Below are 25,492 nucleotides of genomic sequence, written 5' to 3'. Positions count from 1 at the left end.
AGCAAGCACTAGGCCGGTACGTCCGGCTCAAGCTGCAACTGTAGCAGGGTGATGGTGTCCTTGAGTTTGAGCCGGCGCTTCTTGAGGCGGCGCAGTTGCAATTCGTCGTGATCGGCTTCTGCTGCCAGCCGGTCGATCAGGAAATCAAGATCGCGGTGCTCGATCTGCAATTCAATGATGCGACGCGAGACCGTATTCAGATCGCTGTCCATCTCGCTTTCCTCCGGAAACCCGATCTTGGCTGGAGTTTAGAACCCCAGCGGACTGGTGTTGTTCTGGTTTTGCTGGTTGCGGCGCTTGGCGTCTTCGCGGCGCTGCTCCAGCTCTTTCTGGCGCTGTGCGGCGCCCTGCTGCTTTTCCTCGTACTGCTTGACGTTGTCGGCGCGCTTGGCGGCGTTGGCTGCACCCTGCTCCTGCGCGGCCTTGAGCTTGGCGTTGTAGTCCGCCTGTTTCTGGCCATACGCCTGTGCGCTGGCGGCACGCTGTGGGGCGCCCGCCTGGCGCTGCGCTTCGTTCAGGCGCTGCTGCTCCTGCTTGCTCTGGAAATCGGCGCGGTTCTTCTGCTCGGCGGCCTCGCGTTGCGGGCGTTCGGCGTTGTATTGGGCATCGCGGATGGCGCGTTCCTGATCGCGGCGGGCGGCACGGTCGGCGCGCTCGGCCTCATCCAGCGCGAGTTCACGTTCGCGGATGGTGTGGAGTTCCGTGCGGCGTGCTTCCTTGGCTTTGTCGATGCAGCGCGCGACGAGGAATTTGTCATAGCAAGCGCGCTCGGCCTCGGCGTACCGGTATTCGGCCCACGCTTTGGCACTGCTGATGCGGTCGTGTTCGGCACCAAAATCTGGCGGCGCGCTGGACACCGGAGCAACTGGCGCGGCAACCGGCTGGGACTGGCTCCATGCGGGCGCGGCATTCAGCGCTGCCAGCAGTGCAGCGACAGGCAGCATCAAGCGGGAAACATGGCGCGCACCAGCGCGACAGCGAGCGGAAAACGTGAGCGTAGGCATAACGCGCATTTTATCACCGCGCCTGTGCGCGCTTGTGCCCCCAACACCGCGCGACCACGGATTTCCGCTCAGGAACGCGGTTGGCGTTGTGGCAAAATGCGCGGCTTTCCATCGCACTCTCTGGAAGCAATGACTGATTCCGTGTTGCAGAAGATCGTCTCCCGCATCGCCGTTGAACTGGCGGTGAAGCCGCATCAGGTTGCGGCCGCCGTGCAACTGCTGGACGAAGGCGCCACCGTGCCCTTCATTGCGCGGTACCGCAAGGAAGTGACGGACAACCTGGACGACACGCAGCTGCGCAACCTGGAAGAACGCCTGCTGTACCTGCGCGAGCTGGAAGATCGCCGCGCGGCGATCCTGGCTTCCATTGAAGAGCAAGGCAAGCTGACCGACCCGCTGCGCACCGCCATCGAAGCAGCCGAAACCAAGCAGGTGCTGGAAGATCTCTACCTGCCCTACAAGCCCAAGCGCCGCACGCGCGCCCAGATCGCCCGCGAATGCGGCTTGGAGCCGCTGGCGCAGGCACTGCTGGCAGACCCAACACTCGACCCGCAGGTTGAAGCCGCCAAGTTCGTCAACGGCAATCCGACCGCAGACGGCGGCGTGCCCGACGCAAAGGCCGCGCTGGATGGCGCGCGCGACATCCTCTCCGAACAATTCGGCGAGACGGCCGAGCTGCTGGGCAAGGTGCGCGAGCACCTGTGGAACCAGGGTTTGGTCTCGTCGACGGTGGTGGAAGGCAAGGAAACCGCCGAGGAAGAAAAATTCCGCGACTACTACGCGTATAGCGAGCCGATCCGCAACGTGCCGTCGCACCGCGCGCTGGCGCTGTTCCGTGGCCGCAATGCGGGCGTGCTGTTCGTCAAGCTTGGCCTGGGCGAAGAGCAGGACGCGCTGAGCCCGCATCCGTGCGAAACCATGATCGCGCGCCATGTCGGCATCGAGAACAAAGGCCGTGCGGCTGACAAGTGGCTGTCAGACGTGTGCCGCTGGTGCTGGCGCGTCAAGGTGCAGCCGCATATCGAGACCGAATTGCTGACGCAGCTGCGCGAATCGGCTGAAGCCGAGGCCATCAAGATTTTCGGCCGCAATCTGCACGACCTGCTGCTGGCTGCGCCGGCAGGCCCGAAGGCCGTCATGGGCGTCGACCCGGGCATCCGCACGGGCTGCAAAATCGCAGTGGTCGACCATACCGGCAAGCTGCTGGAAACGGCCACGATCTACCCGCACGAGCCCCGCCGCGACTGGAACGGTTCGCTCGCAACGATGGCGCGTCTGGCCAAGCAGCACAACGTGGCGCTGGTCTCCATCGGCAACGGCACGGCCAGCCGCGAGACCGACAAGCTGGTGCAAGACCTGATGCGCAACATGCCCGAACTCAAGCTGACCAAGATCGTGGTGAGCGAGGCCGGCGCATCGGTGTACTCGGCGTCGGAGCTGGCAGCTAAGGAATTCCCGGAACTGGACGTATCGCTGCGCGGCGCGGTGTCGATCGCCCGCCGTCTGCAAGACCCGCTGGCGGAACTCGTGAAGATCGACCCGAAGTCGATCGGCGTCGGCCAGTACCAGCACGACGTGAATCAGCGTGAACTGGCCCGCGCGCTGGACGCCATCGTCGAGGACTGCGTGAACGCGGTCGGCGTGGACGTGAATACGGCGTCTGCCCCACTGCTGGCGCGCGTGTCGGGCCTGAACTCGATCCTCGCCAAGAACATCGTCGAATATCGCGATGCCAACGGCGCGTTTGCCAACCGCGATGCACTCAAGAAGGTGCCGCGCCTGGGCGACAAGACGTTCGAACAGGCCGCCGGCTTCCTGCGCATCAATGACGGCGACAACCCGCTCGATCGCTCGTCTGTCCACCCGGAAGCGTATCCGGTGGTCAAGCGCATTCTCGACAGCATCAAGAAAGGCATCGGCGAGGTGCTCGGCAACCGCGAGGCCCTGCGCGGCCTGACAGCCCGCGAGTTCACCGACGAGAAATTCGGCCTGCCGACCGTGGTCGACATCCTGTCCGAACTGGAAAAACCCGGCCGCGACCCGCGCCCCGAGTTCAAGACGGCGACGTTCCAGGACGGCGTGGAAGACATCAAGCACCTGCAGCCCGGCATGGTGCTCGAAGGCGTGGTGACCAACGTGGCGGCCTTTGGCGCGTTTATCGACATTGGCGTGCATCAGGATGGGTTGGTGCATGTGTCGGCGCTGTCGACCAAGTTCGTGCGTGATCCGCACGAGGTGGTCAAGCCCGGCCAGATTGTCAAGGTCAAGGTGATGGAGGTGGACGTCAAGCGCAACCGTATCGGCCTGACGATGCGCCTGTCGGACGAGCCCGGCCAGGCAGCCGCACGTGCCGGCGGCGGCGATCGCCCGAACGGTGGAGGCAATCGCCAGGGCGGCCAACAACGCCGTGAGGCTGCGCCGGCGGGTGGCGCGATGGCGGCCGCCTTCGCGAAGCTCAAGCGCTAACACGCGTTCTGCGCTGCGAAACCCGCCCAGTCTCGGACTCGGCGGGTTTTTTCATGCCTCGCCGAGAACGTTACAAGTCCTTACGAGCATGGAACTTTGCTAACACTCGGGCGTCGTCGGCCCGTCTTTTTGGCTCGTTAAGGAGGCACAGGCAACCACCGCCTGGCACCCACGAGGAGAACACCATGAAGACGAGCCACACCCTGATTGCCGCCCTGCTTGCTGTTGCCGGTACCGCTGCCTTCGCGCAAGCCACGCCCGCCCAACAAGTGCAGCAAGACAATCAGCAGATCCGCCAGGACAACCGTGACATCCGTCACGACAACCGCGATATCCGCCGCGACCGCGCTGATATCGGCGCCGACAAGGCCGCACTGAACGCCGACCGTGCCGCACGCAACGCCGATCAACGCCGCGAAGACCGCGACCTGGCCAATGGCAACGTCAAGGGTGCCGAATACTGGAACAAGAAGCGCGCCGAAGAGCAGCATGAAGTCAACGCCGAACGCCGTGACCTGCACCACGATCGCAAAGACCTGCGCCATGACGTGAAGGACCGCAACCACGACGTCCACGCCCGCAACGACGAAGTCCGCGAGCGCAATCACGCCGCCGCGAAGATGTAATTGGAACCCTGCCCCAACAAACAAAACGGCCCGTGCGTCTCTCTCGCACGGGCCGTTTTGCTATGCAGCGATCTGGGTTGATCAGATCTCGACCTTGGTCCCCAGCTCGACCACGCGGTTGGCGGGAATGTGGAAGAAGTCCGACGGCTTGGCGCCGTTCTGGTGCATCCACGCGAACAGACGCTCGCGCCACATCGACATGCCTGGCAGCTTGGACGGCACCACCGACTCACGCGCGATAAAGAACGACGTGTCCATCAGCTCGCAGCGCGTGCCGATCTGCGGCTGGCCGAGTTCAAGCACGCGGTACACGTCCGGCGTTTCCTTGAAGCCATATTCGGCCGTGACGATGTAGATGCCGCTGCCCAGATCCCGCACGTTGACGCGATGCTTGTCATCCACATAAGGAATATCGCGCGTGACGAAGCTGATGAAGATCACGCGCTCATGCAGCACGCGGTTGTGCTTCAGGTTATGCAGCAGCGACACCGGCACGTATTCCGTATTGCCGGTCAGGAACACCGCCGTGCCCTCCACGCGATGCGGCGGGTGTGCCAGCAGACCTGCCAGGAACGGCTCCAGCGGAATACCGTCTTCCAGGCTACGTGCACGCACCAGCTTCTTGCCCTTGTACCAGGTCATCAGCAGGAAGAACACGAAGGCGCCCAGCGTGAGCGGGAACCAGCCGCCATCGCGGATCTTCAACAGGTTGGCCGAGAAGAACGCCACGTCGACCACCAGGAAGCCCAGGCTCACCAGCGTCACCAAGGCCGGGTGCCAGCGCCATACCGAGCGCATCACCACCGCCGCCAGCACGGTCGTGATGACCATCGTGGTCGTCACTGCAATACCGTAGGCCGCCGCCAGGTTGTCGGACTTCTTGAACGCCAGCACCACGCCGATCACCAGAATCAGCAGCATCCAATTGACCACCGGCACGTAGATCTGGCCGATCTCCACTTCCGACGTGTAGCGAATGCGCATGCGCGGCACAAAGCCGAGCTGAATCGCCTGGCTCGTCAGCGAGAACGCGCCCGAGATCACCGCCTGCGAGGCGATAACGGTGGCTGCCGCTGCCAGCACCACCATGGGTAGCTGCAGCGCTTCGGGCACGGCACGGTAGAACGGGTTTTCGATGGTGCTCGGGTCAGTCAACAGCATCGCGCCCTGGCCGAAGTAGTTCAGCAACAGGCTCGGCGCCACGATAAAGAACCACGCCCAGCGGATCGGACGCGCGCCAAAGTGGCCCATGTCGGCATACAGCGCTTCGGCACCGGTCAACACCAGAAACACCGAACCCAGCACGATGAACGCCTGCAACGCATGCTCATGCAGGAACGAAATCGCATACATCGGATTGACGGCCGCCAGAATCTGCGGGGCCTTCACCAGGTTCATCAGCCCGAGAGCGGCAAGCGCGGCAAACCACACCAGCATCACCGGCCCGAACAGCTTGCCGACCACCGACGTCCCGCTGCGCTGGATCAGGAACAGCGCAGCCAGGATGACGATCGTCACCGGCAGCACGAACGGCGACAACGCCGGCGCGGCGATCTCCAAGCCCTCCATGGCGGAAAGCACAGAGATGGCCGGGGTGATAACCGCGTCCCCATAAAACATGCACGCGCCGAAGACGCCCAGCATCATCAGCAGCGACATGCGCTTGGAGCTGGTGCTGGCGGTGCGCAGCGACAACGCCATCAGTGCCAGGATGCCGCCCTCGCCGTTGTTGTCCGCGCGCATGACGAACAGCACGTACTTGAGCGACACCACAATCACCATCGCCCAGAACAGCATCGAAATGATGCCCAGCACCGCAGCGCTGGAAAACGGAATGCCGTGCTCGGGGCTGAAGCACTCCTTGAGCGCATACAGCGGGCTCGTGCCGATATCACCGAACACCACACCCACGGCACCCACGACCAGGGCGCGCAAATTCACATTGGACTGGGGAGACCCCGTTGCTGTGAGAGCTTGACTCATAAACTGGAAGTCAGCCGAATTGCCGGCTGTTCAAAAAATAGTGCAATGCACAATGAAGGCGGATTGTACTCGCGGCCTTTTTTACGCCAACCCCCTCCCACGAACATTCGTTGCCGTGTCGCATCACAGCAAATTTCGCTTGCGACCGCCGCGCAGGAGGAGCAAAGAGCACGTCCGAAACGAAGCCTCAGCCAAAAGTAGGACTCTCCCCGACAGAACTTTGTAGGAGAATGCCGGACAAACCAGGATTGCAAACTTCTGTCGCACACCATCTGGATGACGGCGCGGCAATCCCTGAACAAGGACGCTGTGTTGTCCGATTCTTCTTTTCGCTCGTGGGCTCGGGCTCAAACGTCGCTGGCCGCGCTGATTGTGCTGCTGGTCGTGGCGGGCGTTTTGGTTGCTATCCCCAGGGTGATTCTGCCCTGGGCGCAAGCCGCGTTCGCACAGCGGCTCGACCCCGCCATCTGGGCGGACTACGCTGGCCCCTTCGACTTGGCCGCCACGGTGGTGGCCGCGGCCGCCGTCGTCATCTATCTGATCCGGCGCTAGGGCAAGCGCAGCTCAGCGCGCCAATGCGCGCGCGCATTCCGCTACCAGCGACGGGCCGCGATAGATCAACCCTGTATACAACTGCACTAGCTGGGCGCCGGCGTCGATCTTCTCGCGCGCATGTTCGCCCGCCAGAATGCCGCCCACGCCAATGATGGGCACCGCATCGCCCAGCAGGCCGTGCAGGGAGCGGATCACGCGGGTCGAGCCCTCGCGCACCGGCTGCCCTGACAGACCGCCCGCCTCTTCCGCATGTGCCAGCCCAGCCACAGCTTCCCGGCGGATCGTTGTGTTGGTGGCGATCACGCCGTCCATCTTGTGGCGCAGCAGCGCATCGGCAACGTTGGCAATCTGATCGTCATCCAGGTCCGGCGCGATCTTCAGCACCACCGGCACATAACGCTTATGTTGATCCGCCAGACGATGCTGGGCGTCGCGCAACGTGCCGAGCAGGCTGTCGAGCTCGCTTGCACCCTGCAGCTGGCGCAGATTCTTGGTGTTCGGGGACGAAATGTTGACGGTTACGTAGCTCGCATGCGGATACACGCGTTCCAGGCAGTACAGGTAGTCGTCGACGGCACGTTCGATCGGCGTGTCTGCGTTCTTGCCGATATTGAGACCCAGCACACCGCCAGCCTCGCGCCACTTGGATGCCTTCACGTTGCTGATAAACGCATCGACACCGCCGTTGTTGAAACCCATGCGGTTGATCAGCGCATTCGCGGCCGGCAAACGGAACATGCGCGGACGCGGGTTACCCGGCTGGGCACGTGGCGTGACCGTACCGACCTCAATAAAGCCGAAGCCCAACGCACCGAGCGCATCAATATAGGCACCATCCTTGTCCAGCCCCGCTGCCAGGCCCACTGGATTCGGAAATGTCACCCCCATCACCGTGCGCGGCGCTGGCGCAATGCGGGCGCCAATGCAGCCAGACAGCCCCATCGCATGGGCCCGCTTGAGCTGGTTCAACGTGAAGTGGTGCGCGTCTTCTGGGTCCATCGAAAACAGCAGCGGGCGGGCAAGCGGATACAGGGCAGGCAGAACGTTGGGCACGGTCGGAATCAGGAGAAGAACGCGAAAGGCGGCATTGTAAACGGCGCAAGCGCCGCAAGGCATCGTATGCACCGCTTTCGAACGTCGAGGCGCGCAGCGGGTCTAAAAGCAAACTGGCGCCTCACGTAGCAGACCCATTGCACGGGCACGGCGCACCATCACGATGCAATCGCGCACGAAAAGTGTTGCGTCGCCACAAAGCTTTCGATATACTCTTTTATTCGACGGACGCGGGGTGGAGCAGTCTGGCAGCTCGTCGGGCTCATAACCCGAAGGTCGCAGGTTCAAATCCTGCCCCCGCAACCAGCCAGAAGTCGAACGTGTTTTCTACGGACGCGGGGTGGAGCAGTCTGGCAGCTCGTCGGGCTCATAACCCGAAGGTCGCAGGTTCAAATCCTGCCCCCGCAACCAACAAGTAGAATGGCTCGCTCCAAGACCTGAGCCAAACATCAAGCCCGCATACAGCGGGCTTTTTGCTTTTCTGCGCACCACTTAACCCGCAACTCAGCGGATACCCTGCCCACACGGAGCCGGGCCACCTCGGTGATACACTGAGACATTCCACCCGCGCCAGATCCCCATGAAATTCTGTTCCAACTGCGGCCACCCCGTTGTCTCGCGCATCCCCGATGGCGACAACCGGTTGCGCGCTGTTTGCGACCACTGCAATACGATTCATTACGTGAATCCGCGCAACGTGGTCGGCACCGTGCCCGTTTGGAACGACCAAATCCTGCTGTGCAAGCGCGCCATCGAGCCGCGCTATGGTTTCTGGACGCTGCCCGCAGGCTTCATGGAAATCGGCGAGACCACCGCGCAGGCCGCCGAGCGCGAAACGGCGGAAGAAGCCGGTGCCCGCATCGAAATCGGCGAGTTGTATTCGGTGCTCAACGTACCGCACGTGCACCAAGTGCACATGTTCTATCTGGCCAAGTTGAGCGATCTCGACTTCGCGCCGGGCGAGGAAAGCCTGGAGGTGGCGCTGTTCAACGAGGCCGATATCCCCTGGGATGACCTCGCTTTCCCGACCGTCATCCACACGCTGCGCTGCTTCTTCGCCGATCGCGCGGCTGGCAAGCTCACCGACGGCAGCTTCCGCCTCCACACGCTGGATATCTACAAGCCGATGCGATCGACCACGATTGACGCCACGGCTGCCACGTCGTAATCCACACCGTTATCGGTTTGACGCACCATGATCGCCTGGCTGGATCCCCACGATCCCTTTCCGCCGGTCGATCGGGCACTGGGCCCTGAATCCGAGGCGCCCGGGCTGCTCGCCGCAAGCTCGGAACTCTCCCCTCAACGGCTGCTGATTGCCTATCGGCAAGGCATCTTTCCGTGGTACGCACAGGGCCAGCCCGTGCTGTGGTGGAGCACCGATCCACGCATGGTGCTGCGCCCGGAAGATTTCCGCGTCTCCACCACCTTCCGCAAGACACTGCGCCGCGTGCTGGATGACCCAGCCTGGGAAATCCGCATCGACCACGCCTTCCGCGAGACGATGGTGGACTGCGCGACCACCGCACGCCCTGGCCAGCACGGCACATGGATCACCGAAGACGTGATTGCCGCCTACACCGCCCTGCACCGCCGCGGCTACGCACATAGCGTCGAAGCATGGTATGCGGGGCAACGCGTCGGGGGCCTGTACGGCGTAGCATTGGGCCGCATGTTCTACGGCGAATCGATGTTCGCGCACCGCACCGACGCATCGAAAATTGCGCTGGCAGCACTGTGCGCCTTCCTCGGCAGCCAGGGCGTTGCGATGATAGACTGCCAGCAGGAAACCGAGCATCTGGCGTCGCTGGGCGGGGCTCCGGTGCCGCGCGCGGCGTTTCTCGCACACGTGCGCGAGGCGTCAAATGCGCCGGCCATCGTGCCTTGGCACTTTGACAAATCCGTGCTCCGCCGGTGGACCGTGCGCAATGAGCAAGCTTAAGGAACTCCCTCTCTCGGCATTGCAGTTCTATGCCACCGCGCCTTACGCATGCAGCTATCTCGATGGCCGCCTAGCGCGCTCGCAGGTCGCCACGCCGGCGCACCTGATCAACGCAGATGTCTACTCCAAGCTGGTACGCGCCGGCTTTCGGCGTAGCGGCATCTTCACCTACCGCCCGCATTGCGACGACTGCCACGCGTGTACGCCATGCCGTGTGGTCGTCGATCAATATTCACCGTCGCGTGCGCAACGCCGAGCCGCTCAGCGGCATCAATCGCTCGAAGCACTGGTTGCACCGCTCACCTATGTCGAAGAGCACTACCAGCTCTATCTGCTGTACCAATCGGTGCGCCATGCCGGCGGCGGTATGGACCACGACAGCCGCGACCAATATGAGCAGTTCCTGCTGCAAAGCCGCGTGAATTCGCGCCTCGTGGAGTTTCGCGAACCACCCGAGTCGCCATTCGCCGGCAAACTGCGCATGGTCAGCATGATCGACGTGCTGGAAGATGGGCTGTCATCCGTCTACACGTTCTACGATCCGATGGAACAGAAGGCCAGCTACGGGACGTACAACGTGCTGTGGCAAATCGCCCAGGCGCAGGCGCTGGATCTGCCCTACGTCTATCTCGGTTACTGGATCGAGCAGAGCCGGAAGATGGCCTACAAGGCGTTGTTCCAGCCGCTGGAACTGCTCGTCAATGGGGAATGGCGGCGGTTTGAGGACGTGGCGCCCGCCACGGAGTAAGGATCAGCGCGACGTGCGCTCGATGCCGACATCGACCACGCCATAGGCGCTGACGTTCGAACTCTGGCTATATTGCTCGCGCGACGTCGTGCAGCCCGCCAGCGTGCCTCCCACGCAAGCCACGCCGACAGCCCACAGCGCGGCACGTTTCCACCAAGTCATCTTGTTCATGAGGTCGATTCCTTTCAAGGCGTGGCCGTGAGCCGCTCGGCCAGTACTGTGTTGTATGTGCGGACCATCCCGGGAATTAGGAACATATCCACCAGCACCCACACGCCGCCGATGACGGCCAGCACCCAGCCAGCGGTGTTGTTCATGTCCCGGAATGCCAGCCATGTGCCGCCGATATTGGCGATGGCCTGCGCGATGCCACTGCCCGGCCGCTTCAGATAGAAGCGGTGCGCACCCAGAAAGCCCAGTAGGAACCACCACAGGTAAGCGACGCCCGAACTCTTCTTCTGGGCGTCGTACAGCATGATTTCGCGGGCGGTCTGGTTCATGGCATTGGCTGACACGGGAATAAGGTGTCAGACACTAGCACGCACCGCGCGTTCCATGTCGACCGTCGATTACATGCTGGCGAGCTTGGCCTCCGCCTTGTCTGTCCACAAACGCATTTCGGCCAGCAGCGACGAGGGCGAGAACGAGCAGCTCTCTTCGCCAAACGACACTGCCATGTCGAGCCGCTGCAATAGCGAGCGCCGCACCTGATCGTATGCAGGAGGCAAGACACCCAGTGGCGCGAGCGTGGCGTCGTCTCGCCACTGCTTGAGCAAACGCGGCAGATCAGGCGATTTCGTATGACGCTCAAGGGCGTCGCGCAGCGTTTGGATGGAATCAGCAGCGGTCATGCTCGGGCCTTCTTTTCTCGATATAGCTCGCGGAACGTTTTGCCTGCAGGGGCCGGCATGTCACGCGTGTCGGTCCACCCTTTGCCGACGGGCAGTGAGTGAATCAGCTTCTTGTCGCCGCCCATCCAGCGCAGCACTCGCGCGGCGACCCATGTACCCGCCGAATACAGCGCCGGACGCCGCGCCATGAAGCCCCACACGCGCAAGCCGAAGCGCTCTGACTGCGGGCGCAGTTCTCGCTCCATCTGCTTCTCGCGCAGCGTGCGCAGCAGGTCCGACAACGGAATCGACGCCGGGCACACGCGATTGCATTCGCCGCACAGCGTGGCGGCCTGCGGCAGATCCAGCGCGTTCGACAGCCCAACGTAGCTCGGCGTCAGCACGCTGCCCATCGGGCCCGGATACACCCAGCCATACGCATGGCCGCCAATCTTCTGATAGACGGGGCAATGGTTCATGCACGCGCCGCAACGGATACAGCGCAGCATCTCCTGGAATTCGCCGCCGATGAGGCCGCTGCGGCCGCCGTCGACGATGACGAAGTACATGTGCTCGGGGCCGTCTTTCTCGCCCGGTGCACGCGGGCCGGTCAGCAGCGAGAAGTAGTTCGAAATCGCCTGCCCCGTGGCCGAACGCGGCAGCAGGCGCATGACGGTCGCCAGGTCTTCGAGCGTTGGCAACACCTTCTCGATGCCCGTCACGGCGACATGCACGCGCGGCATGATCGTGCACATGCCCTCGTTGCCTTCATTCGTGACGATGGCTACCGAGCCCGTCTCGGCAATGATGAAGTTGCCGCCCGTCACGCCCATGTCGGCGGACAGAAACTCGGGCCGCAGCACTTCACGCGCCTCGCGCGTCATCTCGGGAATGTCGGTCAGGCGCGGCTTGTGATGCGTCTTGGCGAAGAGATCGGCGATCTCTTCCTTATCCTTGTGTACCACCGGCGCGATGATGTGCGACGGCGGCTCGCTGTCGTTGATCTGCAGGATGTACTCGCCCAGATCAGTCTCGATGCTCTGCACGCCCATCTCGCCGAGCACCTGGTTCAGGCGCATCTCTTCGGTCACCATCGACTTGCTCTTGATGACCTTCTTCACGTCGTGCTTGCGGGCGATCTCGGCAACCAGGCGCGCAGCATCGGCCGTGGTTTCGGCAAAGAGGACCTTGGCGCCGCGGCGCGTGGCTTCCGCCTCGAACGTGGCGAGCCAGACGTCGAGATTGTCGAGCGCACGATTGCGGCGCTCCTTCAGCGCTTCACGCGTGGCCGGGAAATCGATGTCCTGGATGGCGACCGCGCGCGCGGTGACGAACTTGGTCGAGAGCTTGGTGAGGTTCTGCTGCAGGCGCTTATCGGCGAGCTTCTGCCCGGCGCGCGCCTTGAATTCCATGCTGCGGACTTGCATGTGATGGCGTCTCCGTCGTGTTCTTGGCGCAGCGACTTACGCGTCGCCAGCGAGGACTTGGGCGATGTGCAGCACGCGCGTCTGCGTGTCGCCGGTGCGGCGCAGGCGCCCTTCGATATTGAGCATGCACCCGACATCGCCGAGCACCACGGCATCCGCGCCGCTGGCTTTGATGTTGGCGCACTTCTCGTCCGCGATGGCGGTCGAGATGTCGCCGTACTTAATCGAGAACGTGCCGCCGAAGCCGCAGCACGCCTCGCATGCGGGCATCTCGGTCAACTGCACGCCGGGCAGCTTGCCGAGCAGTTCACGCGGTTGCGTCTTCACGCCCAGTTCGCGCAGGCCAGAGCATGAATCGTGATACGTGACATGGCCATTGAATTGGGAATCCAGCGATTCGATACGCGCCACGTTAACGAGGAAATCGGTCAACTCATACACGCGCGGGGCCAAACGTTCGTAGCGGCCAGCGAGCTCCGGATCATCACGGAAGAGATCGGCGTAGCCCTTGCGGATCATGCCGCCGCACGAGCCGGAGGGAATGACCACATAGTCGAATTGCTCGAATTCCTTGAGCGTTTTCTCGGCCAGGTCGCGTGCCAAGGGGCGATCCCCCGAGTTGTACGCGGGCTGGCCACAGCACGTTTGTGCGGGCGGCACCACCACGTCGTATCCGGCCTTTTCCAGCAGCTTGAGCACGGAAAAACCGATGTCGGGCCGCATCAGATCAACCAAGCAAGTGACGAACAGACCTACGCGCATGGGGAGTCTCGTATGTTCTTCGGGAGGCCGCCATTATGCGCCCAAGGTCGCGCACCCTCACCGCCCAGCGCGGCTTTTGAGGCACAGAAGTTCTTCATGCCGATGGTGAGTGCGCTTCATGTGCTGCACGCAAGCACAGTCCGGCCCGAGTTGAAAAAGCGCTCGAAAATACCCGGAATCATGCATCGGGAGGGTGCGTATTTTCACATCGTGGGATAGAATTTTGCATCGCATTCGCAACCCACTGCACCCATGGCAGAAGCAGAGAAGGACCCCGGCAAGACGTCCATCCAGGTCATCGAACGCATGATGATGCTGCTCGACGCGCTGGCCGATCATGCCGATCCGGTCAGCCTGAAGGCGCTGTCCGCCAGCACCGGCCTGCACCCTTCCACCGCGCACCGTATCTTGAATGACATGGTCGCGTGCCGTTTTGTCGATCGCTCCGACCCGGGTAGCTACCGCCTCGGCATGCGCCTGTTGGAGCTCGGCAATCTCGTCAAGGCGCGCCTGTCGGTGCGTGAAGCGGCGTTGGCGCCGATGCGTGCCCTGCACCGCCTGACGGGGCAGACCGTCAACCTCTCGGTGCGCCAGGGCGATGAGATTGTCTACATCGAGCGCGCGTATTCCGAACGCTCGGGCATGCAGGTGGTGCGAGCCATCGGCGGCCGCGCTCCGCTGCATCTGACCTCGGTCGGCAAGCTGTTCCTAGCTGCGGACGACATCGGCCGCGTGCGCGCTTATGCCACCAAAACAGGCTTGGCAGGCCACACCCGCACGTCGATCACGGACCTACCCAAGCTCGAGCGCGAACTCAACTGGGTGCGCACCAATGGTTACGCTCGCGACAATGAAGAACTGGAACTCGGCGTGCGCTGCATCGCGGCTGGCATCTACGATGACTCGCGTCGACTGGTCGCTGGGTTGTCGCTCTCCGCGCCGGCAGACCGACTGCAAGATAGTTGGCTGGAGAACCTCAAGGACACGGCTCTGCAGATCTCCAAGGGCATGGGCTACACATATGAGGAAGACGCTGTGCGCACGGAATAAGCATGGGTTTTGCCAACAAAAAAGCGCGTCCGAAGACGCGCTTTTTTGTTGGGCAATCCTGCAAGCAGATCAGGCGCCGTGCTGTTGATCCGACGCCAGCACCGTCGCCGGCTGTGTGGACACCGGAACGGTGCGCAGCGGCGCTGCCGCCTGCGTCGGCGCTTCGGCGTGCGGATTGCGCTCCAGCCAGTTACGCACGCGCGTGGCATCGGCAAAGCGCGTCAGGTTGCCGGCGGAATCGAGGAACACCATCACGACGTTGCGGCCATGCACGTTCGCTTGCATCACCAAGCAGCGGCCTGCTTCGTTGATGAAGCCGGTCTTCTGCAGACCGATGTCCCAGTCGCCGCCACGCACGAGGCGGTTGGTATTGACGTAGTGCAGCGTGCGGCCGTTGGCGTTGACCGTGTGTTCAGTCGTGGTCGTGAACTGGCGGATCAGGGGCACCTTGTACGCGGCCATCACGATCTTCGCGAGATCCTGGGCGCTCGACACATTGCTGCTCGACAGGCCGTTCGAATCGACATAGTGCGTATCGTTCATGCCGAGTTCGCGCGCCTTGCGGTTCATGGCGGCAACGAATGCCGGACGGCCGCCCGGATAGCTGCGGCCCAGCGCCGAAGCCGCGCGGTTTTCCGACGACATCAGCGCCAGCAGCAACAGGTCTTCACGCGTGAGCATCGTGCCGAAGCGCAGACGCGAGCCCGTGTTGCGTTCGTAATCGCGATCTTCTTCGGTGACTTCAAGCAGCTCGTCCATCGGCTGATGCGCGTCCGTCACGACCAGTGCCGTCATCAGCTTGGTGATCGACGCGATCGGCAGCACGGCTGACGAATTCTTCTGGAACAGCACCTCGCCGGTGTTCTGGTCCATCACCAGTGCGACAGACGAACGCAGCGCCAGCGCATCCGGTGTGGCACGCAGGCCCATGGCTTCGCCAAGCGTCGGCGCCGCCGGAACGAACGCCGCGCGCACCGCGCGAGCCCCGCGCTCAACCACGATCACGCGGCGCTTGCCCTTAACGGTAACGACTTTGCGAACCTTCGTAGACCCCGCCGCATCGGCATCCGCGGCAGCAACCTTGGCGCTAGCCTTGCGGCTGCCCACGGCTTTGCCTTTGGTCTTGGCGGTCTTGCTGGCGGCGGGTTTCTTGGTGGGCGTGGCCGCGTGGGCGGTCGCGACGGAGGCAGCGGCGAGCGCGACAGTCATCAGCGATGCTAGGCCGAGACGTCGGAAAAATGAGGAAACAGACCGTGACATGATTCGATCACCCGCGCGTGAGATGGCGCAAGTGTAGGCAAAAACAAAATTCTTAGCAAGATGAAGGACTTAGCTCACAGCCTTAAAGTTTGACCTTTGGAGCCTTATCATTCGGTCATCATTTCGACGCAATTCCCTGCCTCCGTGAAGCCAGAATGCGATGAAAAGTTGCGCAAGAAGCACATGACCTCGGGCGCGGAATCAGAAACGGAGTCGGGAATCGTTCCGGGATTCCGTCGCCAATGGCGACAATCACGGTTTACAACCTGCCTCAACACTTCCTCACAACGCACCCACGTTCACACGCGAGCCGCATGATGGAAGTCTAACGACGGATCGGCCGAATCTGTTGACATAATTCGACGATTTTTCCGTGCCAATTCTCGCTTTGAACGAAGAAGTGCGCTGTAGCGTGCAGCCGGCAGCGAGATAACGACTCAGTCGAGGAACCGAGTGAAGCCGGAGACAGGCGCGCGCTCGGTGATGAGCGTGTTTTCCACGGCAGCCGGATTGGCGTAGCCCATGGACATCCCGCACACGACCATCTCCTCGTCCGGCAAAGCGAGGTGTGCTTTGATGACGCGATGGAATTGCGTGAATGCCGCTTGCGGGCACGTGTCGATGCCGCGCGCCCGCGCGGCCACCATCAGCGCCTCGAGGAACATGCCGTAGTCGAGCCAACTGCCCTGCTCCATCACGCGGTCGATCGTGAAGATGAACCCGACCGGCGCGTCAAAGAAACGAAAGTTGCGCGCGTGCTGAGCATGCATGCGCTCTTTCTCGGCACGGCCAATGCCGAGCAAGCCGTAAAGATCCCAGCCGACCTTGCGACGGCGGCTCTGGTATGGGTCCACCCAGGTGCGGGGGTAGTACGGGTACTCTTCGCGATGCAGCGTGTCGACCTCGGGATGCGCATAGGCGGCCAGCACGGATTCCGACAGACGCGCCTTCGATTCGCCCGTCAGCACGTAGACCTTCCACGGCTGCGTGTTGCTGCCCGATGGCGCACGCCGCGCGACATCCAGAATCGCTTCGATGTCTTCGCGCGCAACTGGCGTGGGCAGGAACGCGCGAATCGAGCGGCGCGACGTGATTGCCTGGTCGACAAGCTCGACTTCAGCGGAGGTGGGGCGTCGGTCGGTCATGGCAAGCGGAAACGTCAAGCAGCAATCTGGATAGCGAGCGGTTCGAGCGCTGCGCGCAGCGCGGTGGGCAGCGACACGGGCCGACGCGTTTCCCGGTCGACGTAGACATGCACGAAATGCCCTTGTGCGGCGGCTTCACGCGCGTCACCACGGAACAGGCCAACCTCGTAGCGCACGCTGGTGTTGCCCAGGCGGGCAACGCGCAGCCCCGCGACCACCGTGTCGGGAAACGACAGCGGCGCGAAGTAGTTGCACTGCGTCTCGATGACCAAGCCAATGGTGTCGCTGCGCTCGGGGTCCAGCACGCCCTGCCCGATCAGGTAGGCGTTCACCACGGTATCGAAATAGCTGTAATAGACGACGTTGTTGACGTGGCCGTAGACGTCGTTGTCCATCCAGCGCGTGGTGATGGTGTGGAAGTGGCGATAGTCGTCGCGCGTCTGGCGGGGCGTGCTCATGGGCGGCAGGCGATTGGCAATGGAAAGTGATGAGGATACGCCCGCCACTTGCCGGCGGTCACTTGCGGATAACGAGCGCGACACCGCACGCGGCAATCACCATGCCCAGCGCTGCCAGCGGCGGGAAACGCTCACCAAAGAGCGCCCAGGCCATCACCGCCGTCGTGGGCGGCGTCAGGTACAGCAGCGAAGTCACCTTGGTCGCGCCACCCCTGCGGATCAGCACAAACAGCAGAGAAATCGCCCCAATCGACAACGCCGACACCGACCACACCAGCGCGCCGATCATCTGCGCGGTCCAATGCACCTCGCGCGTCTCCAACAGGAACATGAAGGGCAGGCACAGCAGCGCCGATGCGCCGAACTGGATGCACGCGCCCATCCGTAAATCGAACACGGGGCAACGGCGCTTCTGATAGAGCGTGCCAATCGTGATCGACAACAGCGCGCCCACGCACAGCGCAAGCGTGGTCACACCCACGCCCGCCAGATGCAGCTTGTTGGCCACCACCAGACCCACGCCGGCGATGCCGCACAGCAGACCCAGCCATTGGCGGCCAGAGACGCGTTCACCGCGCATCGACACATACAACGCCGTGAGAATCGGCTGCATGCCCACGATCAGCGCGGTCATCCCCGCAGGCATGCCGAGCTTGACGGCCGCCCACACGCCGGCCAGATAGCCCCACTGCATCAGCACACCGGCCACGGCGATATGGCCGACGGTGGCCCAGTCGGTCTCGTCCGAACCCGCACGACGCGGCAGCGGAACGCGGGCCAACCACACCAGCGGCAACATGCACACCAGCACGCCCACGAAACGCAGAAACAGGAAAGTGATCGGCTCCGCGTACGGCATGCCGTACTTGGCCACGATAAAGCCCGTGCTCCAGATCAGCACAAACAGCCATGGCATCGCGGCCACGAACAGGGAATCGCGGGCCCGGCTAGATGGCGGCACCACGGAACAGGCTTGGGTCATGCGGAAAGCGGAAGAGAGGTCGATGCGGCGGCAGCCTCGCGCGCCGCCCAGCGCTGTGCGTGCCGGGCAGCCAGCGCGATGGTCTGCGCGTGGACGGCGACGGTGTCGTCAATGTTGTTGCCGTAACCGCCCGCCATCGTAACGGCAATCGGAATCCGCCGCTGGTAGGCAAAGTCGAAGACTTCCTGGTCGCGGCGGGCCAGCCCGTCCAGGGTCAGCTTGAGCCGCCCCAGGCGATCGCCCTCATGTGGATCGGCGCCGGCCAGGTAGATGATCAACTGCGGCTTGAAGCGCCCGGCCAGAATATCCAGCGCACCAGTCAGCGCCTGCAGGTAATCCTCATCACCGCAGCCGTCGTGGAGCCCGACATCCAGATCCGACGCTTCTTTGCGGAACGGATAGTTTTTCTCGCCGTGCAGCGACAGCGTGAATATGGAGGGATCGTCGCGCAGGATCGAGGCCGTGCCGTTGCCCTGGTGCACATCCAGATCGACGATCGCCACGGGAAATTCCGCCGGCGCCCTGCCCGGCTGGCGCTGCATCCACCGCGATGCCACCGCCGCATCGTTGAAGACGCAAAAACCGCCGCCTTTGTCCGCATAGGCGTGGTGGGTGCCGCCCGCCAGGTTCACGGCAACGCCATCGACCAAAGCCGCCTCGCAAGCCGCCATCGTGGCGCCAGCCGAGCGCCGGCTACGCTCGACCATCTCGGGCGACCAAGGGAAGCCGATCTCGCGCTGGCGCGCCGGGTCGAGTGTTCCAGTACTGACCGCCTCAACATAGTCCGACGTATGAGCTAGAAAAAGTGCGCCATCGTTCGCTCTTGGCGCCTCGTGCAACACCACGCCCGGCACATCCGCCAGAATGCGCGCCCGCAAATCGCTGTACTTGCGCATCGGAAACCGATGGCCCGGCGGCAGTGGCAAAACAAAGTGGTCGGTATAGAACGCCCGCATGTGAAGAAAGAATCGCAACGCAACAAAATTGGCAACCGGACGCATCCTAACCTACGCTGCCGCAGTGAGTTTTTTGAGACGAATCTGCCGCCTGCTGGGCTATGTATCCGACGGCATGCACCAGAGGCGCGCATTTTTCTGCCACAAAAAATCACGCCAAACGGTTCGTCGCGCAATTCCTATGCACGAAAAATCAGCGGATTCCGATTTTTGTGCGATGCACAAAGAATGCTTGACACTGGTTTGACGTTCAACAACAATGAAATTGTTGCGATGCACCATCCCTAATTCATCGCGATGTCGCCTGGAAGGCCCGACGTGACCGTCATGCTTTGTACATCTGGGCGATCTAAATTTTGAATTTGATTCCCCGACCCACCTTTGTATTTGGAGAGACAACATGCTGACTCAGGAACAGATCGCTGCGGCGCACAAGGCCAACCTGGAAACCTTCTTCGGCCTGACCAACAAGGCATTTGAAGGCGTCGAAAAGCTGGTCGAGCTGAACCTGCAAGTCGTCAAGGCCACCCTGGCTGAGAACGTCGAACACGCCAAGAAGGCCCTGACCGCCAAGGACGCCCAAGAGCTGCTGTCGGTGCAAACCGCCGCCGTGCAGCCGCTGGCTGAAAAGGTGCTGGCATACAGCCGTCACCTGTACGAAATCGCTTCGGACACGCAAACCGAATTCAGCAAGGCCGCTGAAGTGCAAATCGCCGAAAACAGCCGCAAGCTGCAAGCGCTGGTCGACAACGTGTCGAAGAACGCTCCGGCCGGTTCGGAATCGGCTGTGGCCCTGGTGAAGTCGGCCCTGTCGGCCGCCAACAACGCCTACGACTCGGTGCAGAAAGCCACCAAGCAAGCTGTGGAACTGGCTGAAAGCAACTTCCACGCTGCTGCCAACGCTGCCAGCAAGGCCACCGCTCAAGCTTCGGCTCAAGCGCGCGCTGCTACCGGCAAGAAGGCAACGACCGCTGCCTAATCGGCAACCGGTTTCTGCCGCTCAGACGGGCCTCCTTCGGGAGGCCCGTTTTGTTTTGCGCGTCGAATCACGCTTCCAAACACCGCGTTTGCGCACATTTGCGCGGAACCGAAACGCGCGCCCAGCGGTCCATCCCACCGTATTTGTCAGATTGTCTCCTCGGTACCGCTAAGAAAACCTGTCCTCAGTGGTGATCAGTGGGTACCTTTGACCCGGCCTCGGCCGGGTTTTTTGTGTGCGCTCGATCAACTTGCCGCATACAACATGCGAACTTTTGCGCGCGATCGGCGCTCCATTCTGTATTGCGGCTCGCCGCTCCCGCCCTCACGTCGATGTCCCCGGAGTCCTTTGCCAAGCGCAGCCTGATCGTTGTAGCCGCCCTGATCCTAATGTTTGAAGAATGGATCTGGAACGCCATGCTGCGGGCAACTGCGCGGCTAGTAATGCACCCCTGGGTCCAGGCCGCAGAGCGCAGGCTGGCTACGTTTGAGCCCATTGAGGCGCTGTGCGTGTTCATCCTGCCGATGCTGGTGCTGCTGCCATTCAAGCTGGCGGCTTTCTATGTGCTGGCGCGCGGCAAGGTGATCGCGGGGACGCTGGTGCTGATCTTGGCGAAGGTGGCCAGCACCGCGCTGGGCGCACGTATCTACTACGTCGTCCGCCCGCAACTGCACACGATCGCGTGGTATCTCCGCTGGGAAACGGCGTTCCTCGGCTGGAAGCGCCGCATGCTCACCGCACTGCGCGCCACGCCGACGTGGCAGGCCCTGCAAGCCCGCATCGCTATCTGGCGGGCGCACCGCCATGGGCTGATGCGTTTGGCCTGGCGCCGGCTGACCGCAGCGCTGCGCTTGCTGCGCCGGCATCGCCGCCGCGCAGAACCCCGGCACTGAACCGTCCCAAGTACAAACAAGAAGGGCTGCCCAATCGAGCAGCCCTTCTTGCTTTGCCAGCCTAGTTTTTCGGTTGCACCAAAAACTAGACGGTTAATTGCAGATCAGCGCTTACGAGCTGGCGGCACATCCGTGCAAACGCCTTCGTAGATCTCGGCTGCCATGCCCACCGATTCACCCAGCGTCGGGTGCGGGTGGATGGTCTTGCCGATGTCCACAGCGTCCGCACCCATCTCGATGGCCAGGCAAATCTCGCTGATGAGGTCGCCCGCATGCGTGCCGACAATGCCGCCGCCGATGATGCGATGCGTTTCTTCGTCGAAGATCACCTTGGTGAAGCCCTCGTCGCGGCCGTTGGCGATCGCGCGGCCCGAAGCGGCCCACGGGAACACGCCCTTGCCGTACTTGATGCCCTGCGCCTTGCACTGGTCTTCGGTCAGGCCGGCCCAGGCCACTTCCGGATCGGTAAAGGCCACCGACGGAATCTGCTTGGCATCGAAGTACGCCTTCTCGCCGTGCGCAGCTTCGGCAGCCACGTGGCCTTCATGCACGGCCTTGTGCGCCAGCATCGGCTGACCGACGATGTCGCCGATCGCGTAGATGTGCGGCACGTTGGTGCGCTGTTGCTTGTCCACGTCGATGAAGCCGCGGTCCGTCACAGCCACGCCAGCCTTCTCGGCGCCGATGCGCTTGCCGTTCGGGCTGCGGCCCACGGCCACCAGCACCATGTCGTAACGCTGCGGCTCGGCCGGTGCGGCTTCGCCTTCGAACTTGACGTAGATGCCGTCAGCTTTGGCTTCGACACCAACCGTCTTGGTCTTGAGCATGACCTTGTCGAAGCGGCCCTTGTTCATCTTGTCCCACACCTTGACGAGGTCGCGGTCAGCGCCCTGCATCAGGCCGTCGAGCATTTCCACCACGTCGATGCGCGCCCCCAGCGTGCTGTACACCGTCGCCATTTCCAGGCCGATGATGCCGCCGCCGATGACCAGCATCTTGGCCGGCACTTCACGCAACTCCAGCGCGCCGGTCGAATCGACGATGCGCGGATCTTCGGGAATGAACGGCAGCTTCACGGCCTCGCTACCCGCAGCGATGATCGCCTTGGCGAAGCGGATGACCTTCTTCTCGCCCGTGGTTGCCTTGCCGTCGCCGCCCGTCAGTTGAACTTCCAGGTGGTTCGGATCGAGGAACGCGCCGACGCCGCGCACGACCTGCACCTTGCGCGCCTTGGCCATGCCGGCCAAGCCGCCAGTCAGCTTGCCGATCACGGATTCCTTGTGCTTGCGCAGTTGGTTGATATCAACCTTCGGCTCGCTGTAGACGATGCCGTGTGCGGCCATCGCCTTGACTTCTTCCATCACGGCGGCCGTGTGCAGCAGCGCCTTGGACGGGATGCAACCCACGTTCAGGCAGACACCGCCCAGCGTGGAGAAGCGCTCGACCAGCACGGTGTTCATGCCGAGATCCGCGCTGCGGAATGCAGCCGAGTAGCCGCCAGGGCCGGAGCCGAGGACGAGCATGTCGCATTCGATATCGGCGCCACCAGCGTGCTTGGCCGCTTGCGGTGCAGGGGCCGATGCAGCCGGAGCGGCAGCAGGTGCGGCGGCCGGAGCCGGTGCTTGCGCAGGCGCGGGAGCCGCAGCGGCTGCACCAGCTTCCGCCGTGGCAATCACCGTGCCTTGGCTGACCTTGTCGCCCACCTTGATCTTGACTTCGACAATCTTGCCGGCCACATCCGACGGCACATCCATGGTGGCCTTGTCGGTTTCCAGCGTGATCAGCGCCTGATCGACGGTGACGGCGTCGCCCGCCTTCACCATCACTTCAATGACGTCCACGTCCTTGTAGTCGCCGATATCCGGCACCTTGATTTCCACCACGCTCATTCCTGACTCCTTGTTCTTGTCGTCGGCTGCAGGCACTCGCCTTGGCCGCCGACGCTTTCAATCCTGCAGACGTACTGTATGCACCTCGATCGGGCCGCCGGAGCTCTTGTCGAATTCCACGCCAGCGGACACACCGACCTGCGCAACATCCGCCGCCGTCTTGCCCGGCATATCGAACACCGCCGACATCGCCCCCAGCGCGAAATTGCGCCCCGAGCCAATGCCCCAGAAACGGTCGAACGAAAACACCTCGCGGTACGAATAGACGCCGTAGATGCCGGTTGCGTTGGCGATCAGGCAGGTGATCTGCGACGACTCGTAGGGATCGTCGTCGTCTTCCTTGGTGTTGACGAAATACTCGTCCTTGAGCTTTTCGTGCACCTTGAGGAAGGTCCGGAAGACGTCGTCGCGCGTGCCCAGGCGGCACTCATCGGCCAACCCCGTCAGCAGGCTGCGCATGACCGGGAAGTGAGCCGTCGTACCCGCCAGCGCGATCAGCGAATCGCCCACTTGGAAGATCTTCTGGTTCTGCTCGTACCCGCGCGCCAGGCGCGTGTCGCCGAACGTCACCAGAGAATCGGCTGCGATTGCCACTTCGCCGTCTTTCTTGACCACCACGCACGTCGTCATGTCGTCCTCGCGAAAAATTCGCCGACCGCTGCAAACCCATGTGGGCCCTAAGGGAGATGATAGGCACAGGCCCGAAGCCAGATGCCCACCACACCCACTCGGTGCCCGCGCGGGCTTACAGGCTGACGCGGCGGAAGTCCGCCAGCAGGCTGCCCAGATACGCGTTGAAGCGTGCAGCCTCCGCGCCATCGATCACACGGTGATCGTACGACAGCGACAGCGGCAGCGTCAGGCGCGGCACGAACTGCTTGCCGTCCCACACCGGCTTCTGATAGCCACGCGACAGACCCAGGATGGCCACTTCCGGCGCGTTGATGATCGGCGTGAAGTGCGTGCCGCCAATGCCGCCCAGGGACGAGATCGAGAAGCAACCGCCTTGCATCTGGTCCGGCTTGAGCTTGCCTTCGCGCGCGGCCTTCGACAGGTCGGCCATTTCCTTGGCGATATCGACCACGCTCTTCTTGTCCGCATCGCGGATCACCGGCACCACCAGCCCGTTGGGCGTGTCGGCCGCAAAGCCGATGTGGAAGTACTGCTTGAAGACGAGGTTGTCGCCGTCCAGGCTGGCGTTGAAGGTGGGGAACTTCTTCAGCGCCGACACCACCGCCTTGATCACGAACGCCAGCATCGTGAACTTCACGCCGGCCTTTTCGTGCTCCTTGTTCATCTGCACGCGGAAGGCTTCCAGATCGGTGATGTCCGCTTCGTCGTTGTTGGTGACGTGCGGGATCATGACCCAGTTGCGATGCAGGTTCGCGCCCGAGATCTTCTTGATGCGCGACAGCGGCTTCGGATCGATCGGGCCGAACTTGGTGAAGTCCACCTTCGGCCACGGCAGCAGGTTCAGCTCGCCACCGCCAGCCGGTGCGCCTGCAGCGGCCTTGCCCGGGGCTGCAGCCTGGCCGCTCATCACGCCCTTGACGTAGCGTTGCACGTCTTCCTGCGTGATGCGGTTTTTCGGGCCCGTGCCGCCAACCAGGTTGACGTTCACGCCGAGTTCACGCGCGTACTTGCGCACCGACGGGCTGGCATGGGCTGCCTTGCCCACCGTGCCGACGGTGTCAGCAGTGTACGTGGCGGGTGCAGCAGCCGGAGCGGCTGCGGGCGCAGCCGCAGGGGCCGGGCTCGGTGCAGCGGCAGCCGGTGCAGGCGCCGGAGCTTGTGCGGGTGCCGGAGCAGCGGCAGCAGCACCGCCAGCGCCCTCCAGCACGACGATCAACGTGCCTTCCGACACGGCATCGCCCACCTTCACGCGGATTTCCTTAACGACACCTGCTGCCGGCGACGGCACATCCATCGTGGCCTTGTCCGACTCGAGCGTGATCAGCGACTGCTCGGCTTCCACCTTGTCGCCTACCTTCACGCTGATCTCGATGACGGGCACGTCGGTGTAGTCGCCGATGTCCGGGACCTTCACTTCAACCGTGCCGCCACCTGCTGCTGCCGGCGCGGGGGCCGGAGCTTGCACAGCGGGTGCGGGGGCCGGCGCAGCAGCGGCCGGAGCCGGTGCGGGCGCAGCCTGGGGTGCCGGGGCCGGAGCAGCCGCGGCGCCCTGCTCTTCGAGCAGCAGCACCAGCGAGCCTTCCGACACGGTGTCGCCCACCTTGATCTTCACTTCCTTCACGACGCCGCTCTTGGGCGACGGCACGTCCATGGTCGCCTTGTCCGATTCCAGCGTGACCAGCGAATCCTCAGCGTTGACGGTATCGCCCGCCTTGACCAGCACTTCGATCACCGGGACGTCTTTGTAGTCGCCGATGTCCGGCACTTTGATTTCTACGACTTGACTCATTCTTCTGTCTCCAGAGGGTCTGGCAGCGAGTGCGTCCGGCGGCGGGCACAAACTGCTCCGCA

The 25,492-nt window shown here is 63.0% G+C and carries 27 protein-coding genes and 2 tRNA genes; 12 read left to right on the top strand and 17 right to left on the bottom strand.

Features of this window, described 5'->3' with window-relative positions; genetic code table 11:
* Positions 1-8: 8 nt before the first annotated feature.
* On the bottom strand, positions 9-212 hold the full coding sequence (locus ACN9M1_RS06845) for a DUF465 domain-containing protein (protein WP_426398465.1): 204 nt from the start codon (positions 210-212) through the stop codon (positions 9-11).
* 36 nt (positions 213-248) lie between these two features.
* On the bottom strand, positions 249-1,013 hold the full coding sequence (locus ACN9M1_RS06840) for a hypothetical protein (protein ID WP_426398464.1): 765 nt from the start codon (positions 1,011-1,013) through the stop codon (positions 249-251).
* Between the two features lie 120 nt (positions 1,014-1,133).
* On the opposite strand from ACN9M1_RS06840, the gene ACN9M1_RS06835 reads away from it, so the two are divergent.
* Positions 1,134-3,470: a Tex family protein gene (locus ACN9M1_RS06835; RefSeq protein ID WP_426398463.1), complete on the top strand. Its 2,337-nt coding sequence runs from the start codon at positions 1,134-1,136 to the stop codon at positions 3,468-3,470.
* A gap of 185 nt (positions 3,471-3,655) precedes the next feature.
* Positions 3,656-4,096 (top strand): hypothetical protein, encoded by a 441-nt coding sequence (locus tag ACN9M1_RS06830; protein WP_426398462.1) that lies wholly within the window; start codon positions 3,656-3,658, stop codon positions 4,094-4,096.
* 81 nt (positions 4,097-4,177) lie between these two features.
* Here ACN9M1_RS06830 and ACN9M1_RS06825 read toward each other — a convergent pair whose 3' ends face one another.
* Positions 4,178-6,079 carry a potassium transporter Kup gene (locus tag ACN9M1_RS06825; protein WP_426398461.1) on the bottom strand — a complete coding sequence of 634 codons (1,902 nt, stop codon included), beginning with the start codon at positions 6,077-6,079 and terminating at the stop codon, positions 4,178-4,180.
* A 309-nt stretch (positions 6,080-6,388) separates the two neighbouring features.
* Between ACN9M1_RS06825 and ACN9M1_RS06820 the strand changes: the two genes are divergently transcribed.
* Positions 6,389-6,631: a hypothetical protein gene (locus ACN9M1_RS06820; protein ID WP_426398819.1), complete on the top strand. Its 243-nt coding sequence runs from the start codon at positions 6,389-6,391 to the stop codon at positions 6,629-6,631.
* A 12-nt stretch (positions 6,632-6,643) separates the two neighbouring features.
* Here ACN9M1_RS06820 and ACN9M1_RS06815 read toward each other — a convergent pair whose 3' ends face one another.
* Positions 6,644-7,687, bottom strand: a complete 1,044-nt coding sequence (locus ACN9M1_RS06815) for a quinone-dependent dihydroorotate dehydrogenase (protein WP_426398460.1) — start codon at positions 7,685-7,687, stop codon at positions 6,644-6,646.
* Between the two features lie 229 nt (positions 7,688-7,916).
* On the opposite strand from ACN9M1_RS06815, the gene ACN9M1_RS06810 reads away from it, so the two are divergent.
* From ACN9M1_RS06810 to ACN9M1_RS06790, 5 genes are all read left to right on the top strand, one after another.
* Positions 7,917-7,993: transfer RNA gene (locus tag ACN9M1_RS06810), tRNA-Met, on the top strand.
* 28 nt (positions 7,994-8,021) lie between these two features.
* A tRNA-Met gene (locus ACN9M1_RS06805) sits at positions 8,022-8,098 on the top strand.
* Positions 8,099-8,267: 169 nt separating this feature from the next.
* Entirely contained in the window at positions 8,268-8,855 is a 588-nt protein-coding gene (locus ACN9M1_RS06800) for an NUDIX hydrolase (protein WP_426398459.1), read from the top strand.
* Between the two features lie 27 nt (positions 8,856-8,882).
* Positions 8,883-9,629, top strand: coding sequence for a leucyl/phenylalanyl-tRNA--protein transferase (gene aat, locus ACN9M1_RS06795; protein WP_426398458.1), 747 nt, complete (start codon positions 8,883-8,885; stop codon positions 9,627-9,629).
* The gene (locus tag ACN9M1_RS06790; RefSeq protein ID WP_426398457.1) at positions 9,616-10,377 is read left to right on the top strand and encodes an arginyltransferase; all 762 of its coding nucleotides are present in this window, start codon (positions 9,616-9,618) and stop codon (positions 10,375-10,377) included. The genes aat and ACN9M1_RS06790 overlap by 14 nt, the downstream gene beginning before the upstream one ends.
* Before the next feature lie 3 nt (positions 10,378-10,380).
* Here ACN9M1_RS06790 and ACN9M1_RS06785 read toward each other — a convergent pair whose 3' ends face one another.
* The 5 genes from ACN9M1_RS06785 to ACN9M1_RS06765 form a co-directional block, all read right to left on the bottom strand.
* A complete protein-coding gene (locus tag ACN9M1_RS06785; protein WP_426398456.1) occupies positions 10,381-10,548 on the bottom strand; it encodes a hypothetical protein in 168 nt (55 codons plus the stop codon).
* 14 nt (positions 10,549-10,562) lie between these two features.
* The gene (locus tag ACN9M1_RS06780; RefSeq protein WP_426398455.1) at positions 10,563-10,877 is read right to left on the bottom strand and encodes a TM2 domain-containing protein; all 315 of its coding nucleotides are present in this window, start codon (positions 10,875-10,877) and stop codon (positions 10,563-10,565) included.
* 69 nt (positions 10,878-10,946) lie between these two features.
* On the bottom strand, positions 10,947-11,228 hold the full coding sequence (locus tag ACN9M1_RS06775) for a hypothetical protein (protein ID WP_426398454.1): 282 nt from the start codon (positions 11,226-11,228) through the stop codon (positions 10,947-10,949).
* Positions 11,225-12,634: a LutB/LldF family L-lactate oxidation iron-sulfur protein gene (locus tag ACN9M1_RS06770; protein ID WP_426398453.1), complete on the bottom strand. Its 1,410-nt coding sequence runs from the start codon at positions 12,632-12,634 to the stop codon at positions 11,225-11,227. The genes ACN9M1_RS06775 and ACN9M1_RS06770 overlap by 4 nt, the downstream gene beginning before the upstream one ends.
* A gap of 36 nt (positions 12,635-12,670) precedes the next feature.
* Positions 12,671-13,396, bottom strand: a complete 726-nt coding sequence (locus ACN9M1_RS06765; RefSeq protein WP_426398452.1) for a (Fe-S)-binding protein — start codon at positions 13,394-13,396, stop codon at positions 12,671-12,673.
* A gap of 252 nt (positions 13,397-13,648) precedes the next feature.
* Here ACN9M1_RS06765 and ACN9M1_RS06760 point away from each other — a divergent pair, with 252 nt between their 5' ends.
* Positions 13,649-14,446, top strand: coding sequence for an IclR family transcriptional regulator (locus ACN9M1_RS06760; protein WP_426398451.1), 798 nt, complete (start codon positions 13,649-13,651; stop codon positions 14,444-14,446).
* Positions 14,447-14,515: 69 nt separating this feature from the next.
* Here the strand turns inward: ACN9M1_RS06760 and pbpG are convergent, their stop codons facing one another.
* From pbpG to ACN9M1_RS06735, 5 genes are all read right to left on the bottom strand, one after another.
* The gene (gene pbpG / locus ACN9M1_RS06755; RefSeq protein ID WP_426398450.1) at positions 14,516-15,706 is read right to left on the bottom strand and encodes a D-alanyl-D-alanine endopeptidase; all 1,191 of its coding nucleotides are present in this window, start codon (positions 15,704-15,706) and stop codon (positions 14,516-14,518) included.
* Positions 15,707-16,143: 437 nt separating this feature from the next.
* On the bottom strand, positions 16,144-16,851 hold the full coding sequence (locus ACN9M1_RS06750; protein ID WP_426398449.1) for a nitroreductase: 708 nt from the start codon (positions 16,849-16,851) through the stop codon (positions 16,144-16,146).
* Positions 16,852-16,865: 14 nt separating this feature from the next.
* A complete protein-coding gene (locus ACN9M1_RS06745; protein ID WP_426398448.1) occupies positions 16,866-17,309 on the bottom strand; it encodes an acyl-CoA thioesterase in 444 nt (147 codons plus the stop codon).
* A gap of 58 nt (positions 17,310-17,367) precedes the next feature.
* A complete protein-coding gene (locus ACN9M1_RS06740) occupies positions 17,368-18,291 on the bottom strand; it encodes a DMT family transporter (RefSeq protein WP_426398447.1) in 924 nt (307 codons plus the stop codon).
* Positions 18,288-19,292 (bottom strand): histone deacetylase family protein, encoded by a 1,005-nt coding sequence (locus ACN9M1_RS06735; protein WP_426398446.1) that lies wholly within the window; start codon positions 19,290-19,292, stop codon positions 18,288-18,290. Before ACN9M1_RS06735 ends, ACN9M1_RS06740 begins: the two co-directional genes overlap by 4 nt.
* On the opposite strand from ACN9M1_RS06735, the gene ACN9M1_RS06730 reads away from it, so the two are divergent.
* The 3 genes from ACN9M1_RS06730 (at position 19,197) to ACN9M1_RS06720 (ending at position 21,119) form a co-directional block, all read left to right on the top strand.
* Complete coding sequence (locus ACN9M1_RS06730) at positions 19,197-19,535, top strand: hypothetical protein (protein WP_426398918.1); 339 nt, start codon at positions 19,197-19,199, stop codon at positions 19,533-19,535. The genes ACN9M1_RS06735 and ACN9M1_RS06730 overlap by 96 nt on opposite strands.
* 112 nt (positions 19,536-19,647) lie before the next feature.
* Positions 19,648-20,226: a phasin family protein gene (locus tag ACN9M1_RS06725; RefSeq protein WP_426398445.1), complete on the top strand. Its 579-nt coding sequence runs from the start codon at positions 19,648-19,650 to the stop codon at positions 20,224-20,226.
* Between the two features lie 332 nt (positions 20,227-20,558).
* Positions 20,559-21,119 (top strand): hypothetical protein, encoded by a 561-nt coding sequence (locus ACN9M1_RS06720; RefSeq protein WP_426398444.1) that lies wholly within the window; start codon positions 20,559-20,561, stop codon positions 21,117-21,119.
* A 104-nt stretch (positions 21,120-21,223) separates the two neighbouring features.
* On the opposite strand, the gene lpdA is transcribed toward ACN9M1_RS06720, so the two are convergent.
* The 3 genes from lpdA to aceF form a co-directional block, all read right to left on the bottom strand.
* A complete protein-coding gene (lpdA, locus tag ACN9M1_RS06715; protein WP_426398443.1) occupies positions 21,224-23,008 on the bottom strand; it encodes a dihydrolipoyl dehydrogenase in 1,785 nt (594 codons plus the stop codon).
* Positions 23,009-23,065: 57 nt separating this feature from the next.
* Complete coding sequence (locus ACN9M1_RS06710; protein WP_048932532.1) at positions 23,066-23,638, bottom strand: MFS transporter; 573 nt, start codon at positions 23,636-23,638, stop codon at positions 23,066-23,068.
* 115 nt (positions 23,639-23,753) lie between these two features.
* Complete coding sequence (aceF, locus tag ACN9M1_RS06705; protein ID WP_426398442.1) at positions 23,754-25,430, bottom strand: dihydrolipoyllysine-residue acetyltransferase; 1,677 nt, start codon at positions 25,428-25,430, stop codon at positions 23,754-23,756.
* Positions 25,431-25,492 lie beyond the last annotated feature (62 nt).

The organism is Ralstonia sp. R-29 (assembly GCF_049913345.1).
GTDB lineage: Bacteria > Pseudomonadota > Gammaproteobacteria > Burkholderiales > Burkholderiaceae > Ralstonia.
Note: the sequence above shows the minus strand (reverse complement) of the source record. Positions and strands in the feature narration are given on the sequence as shown.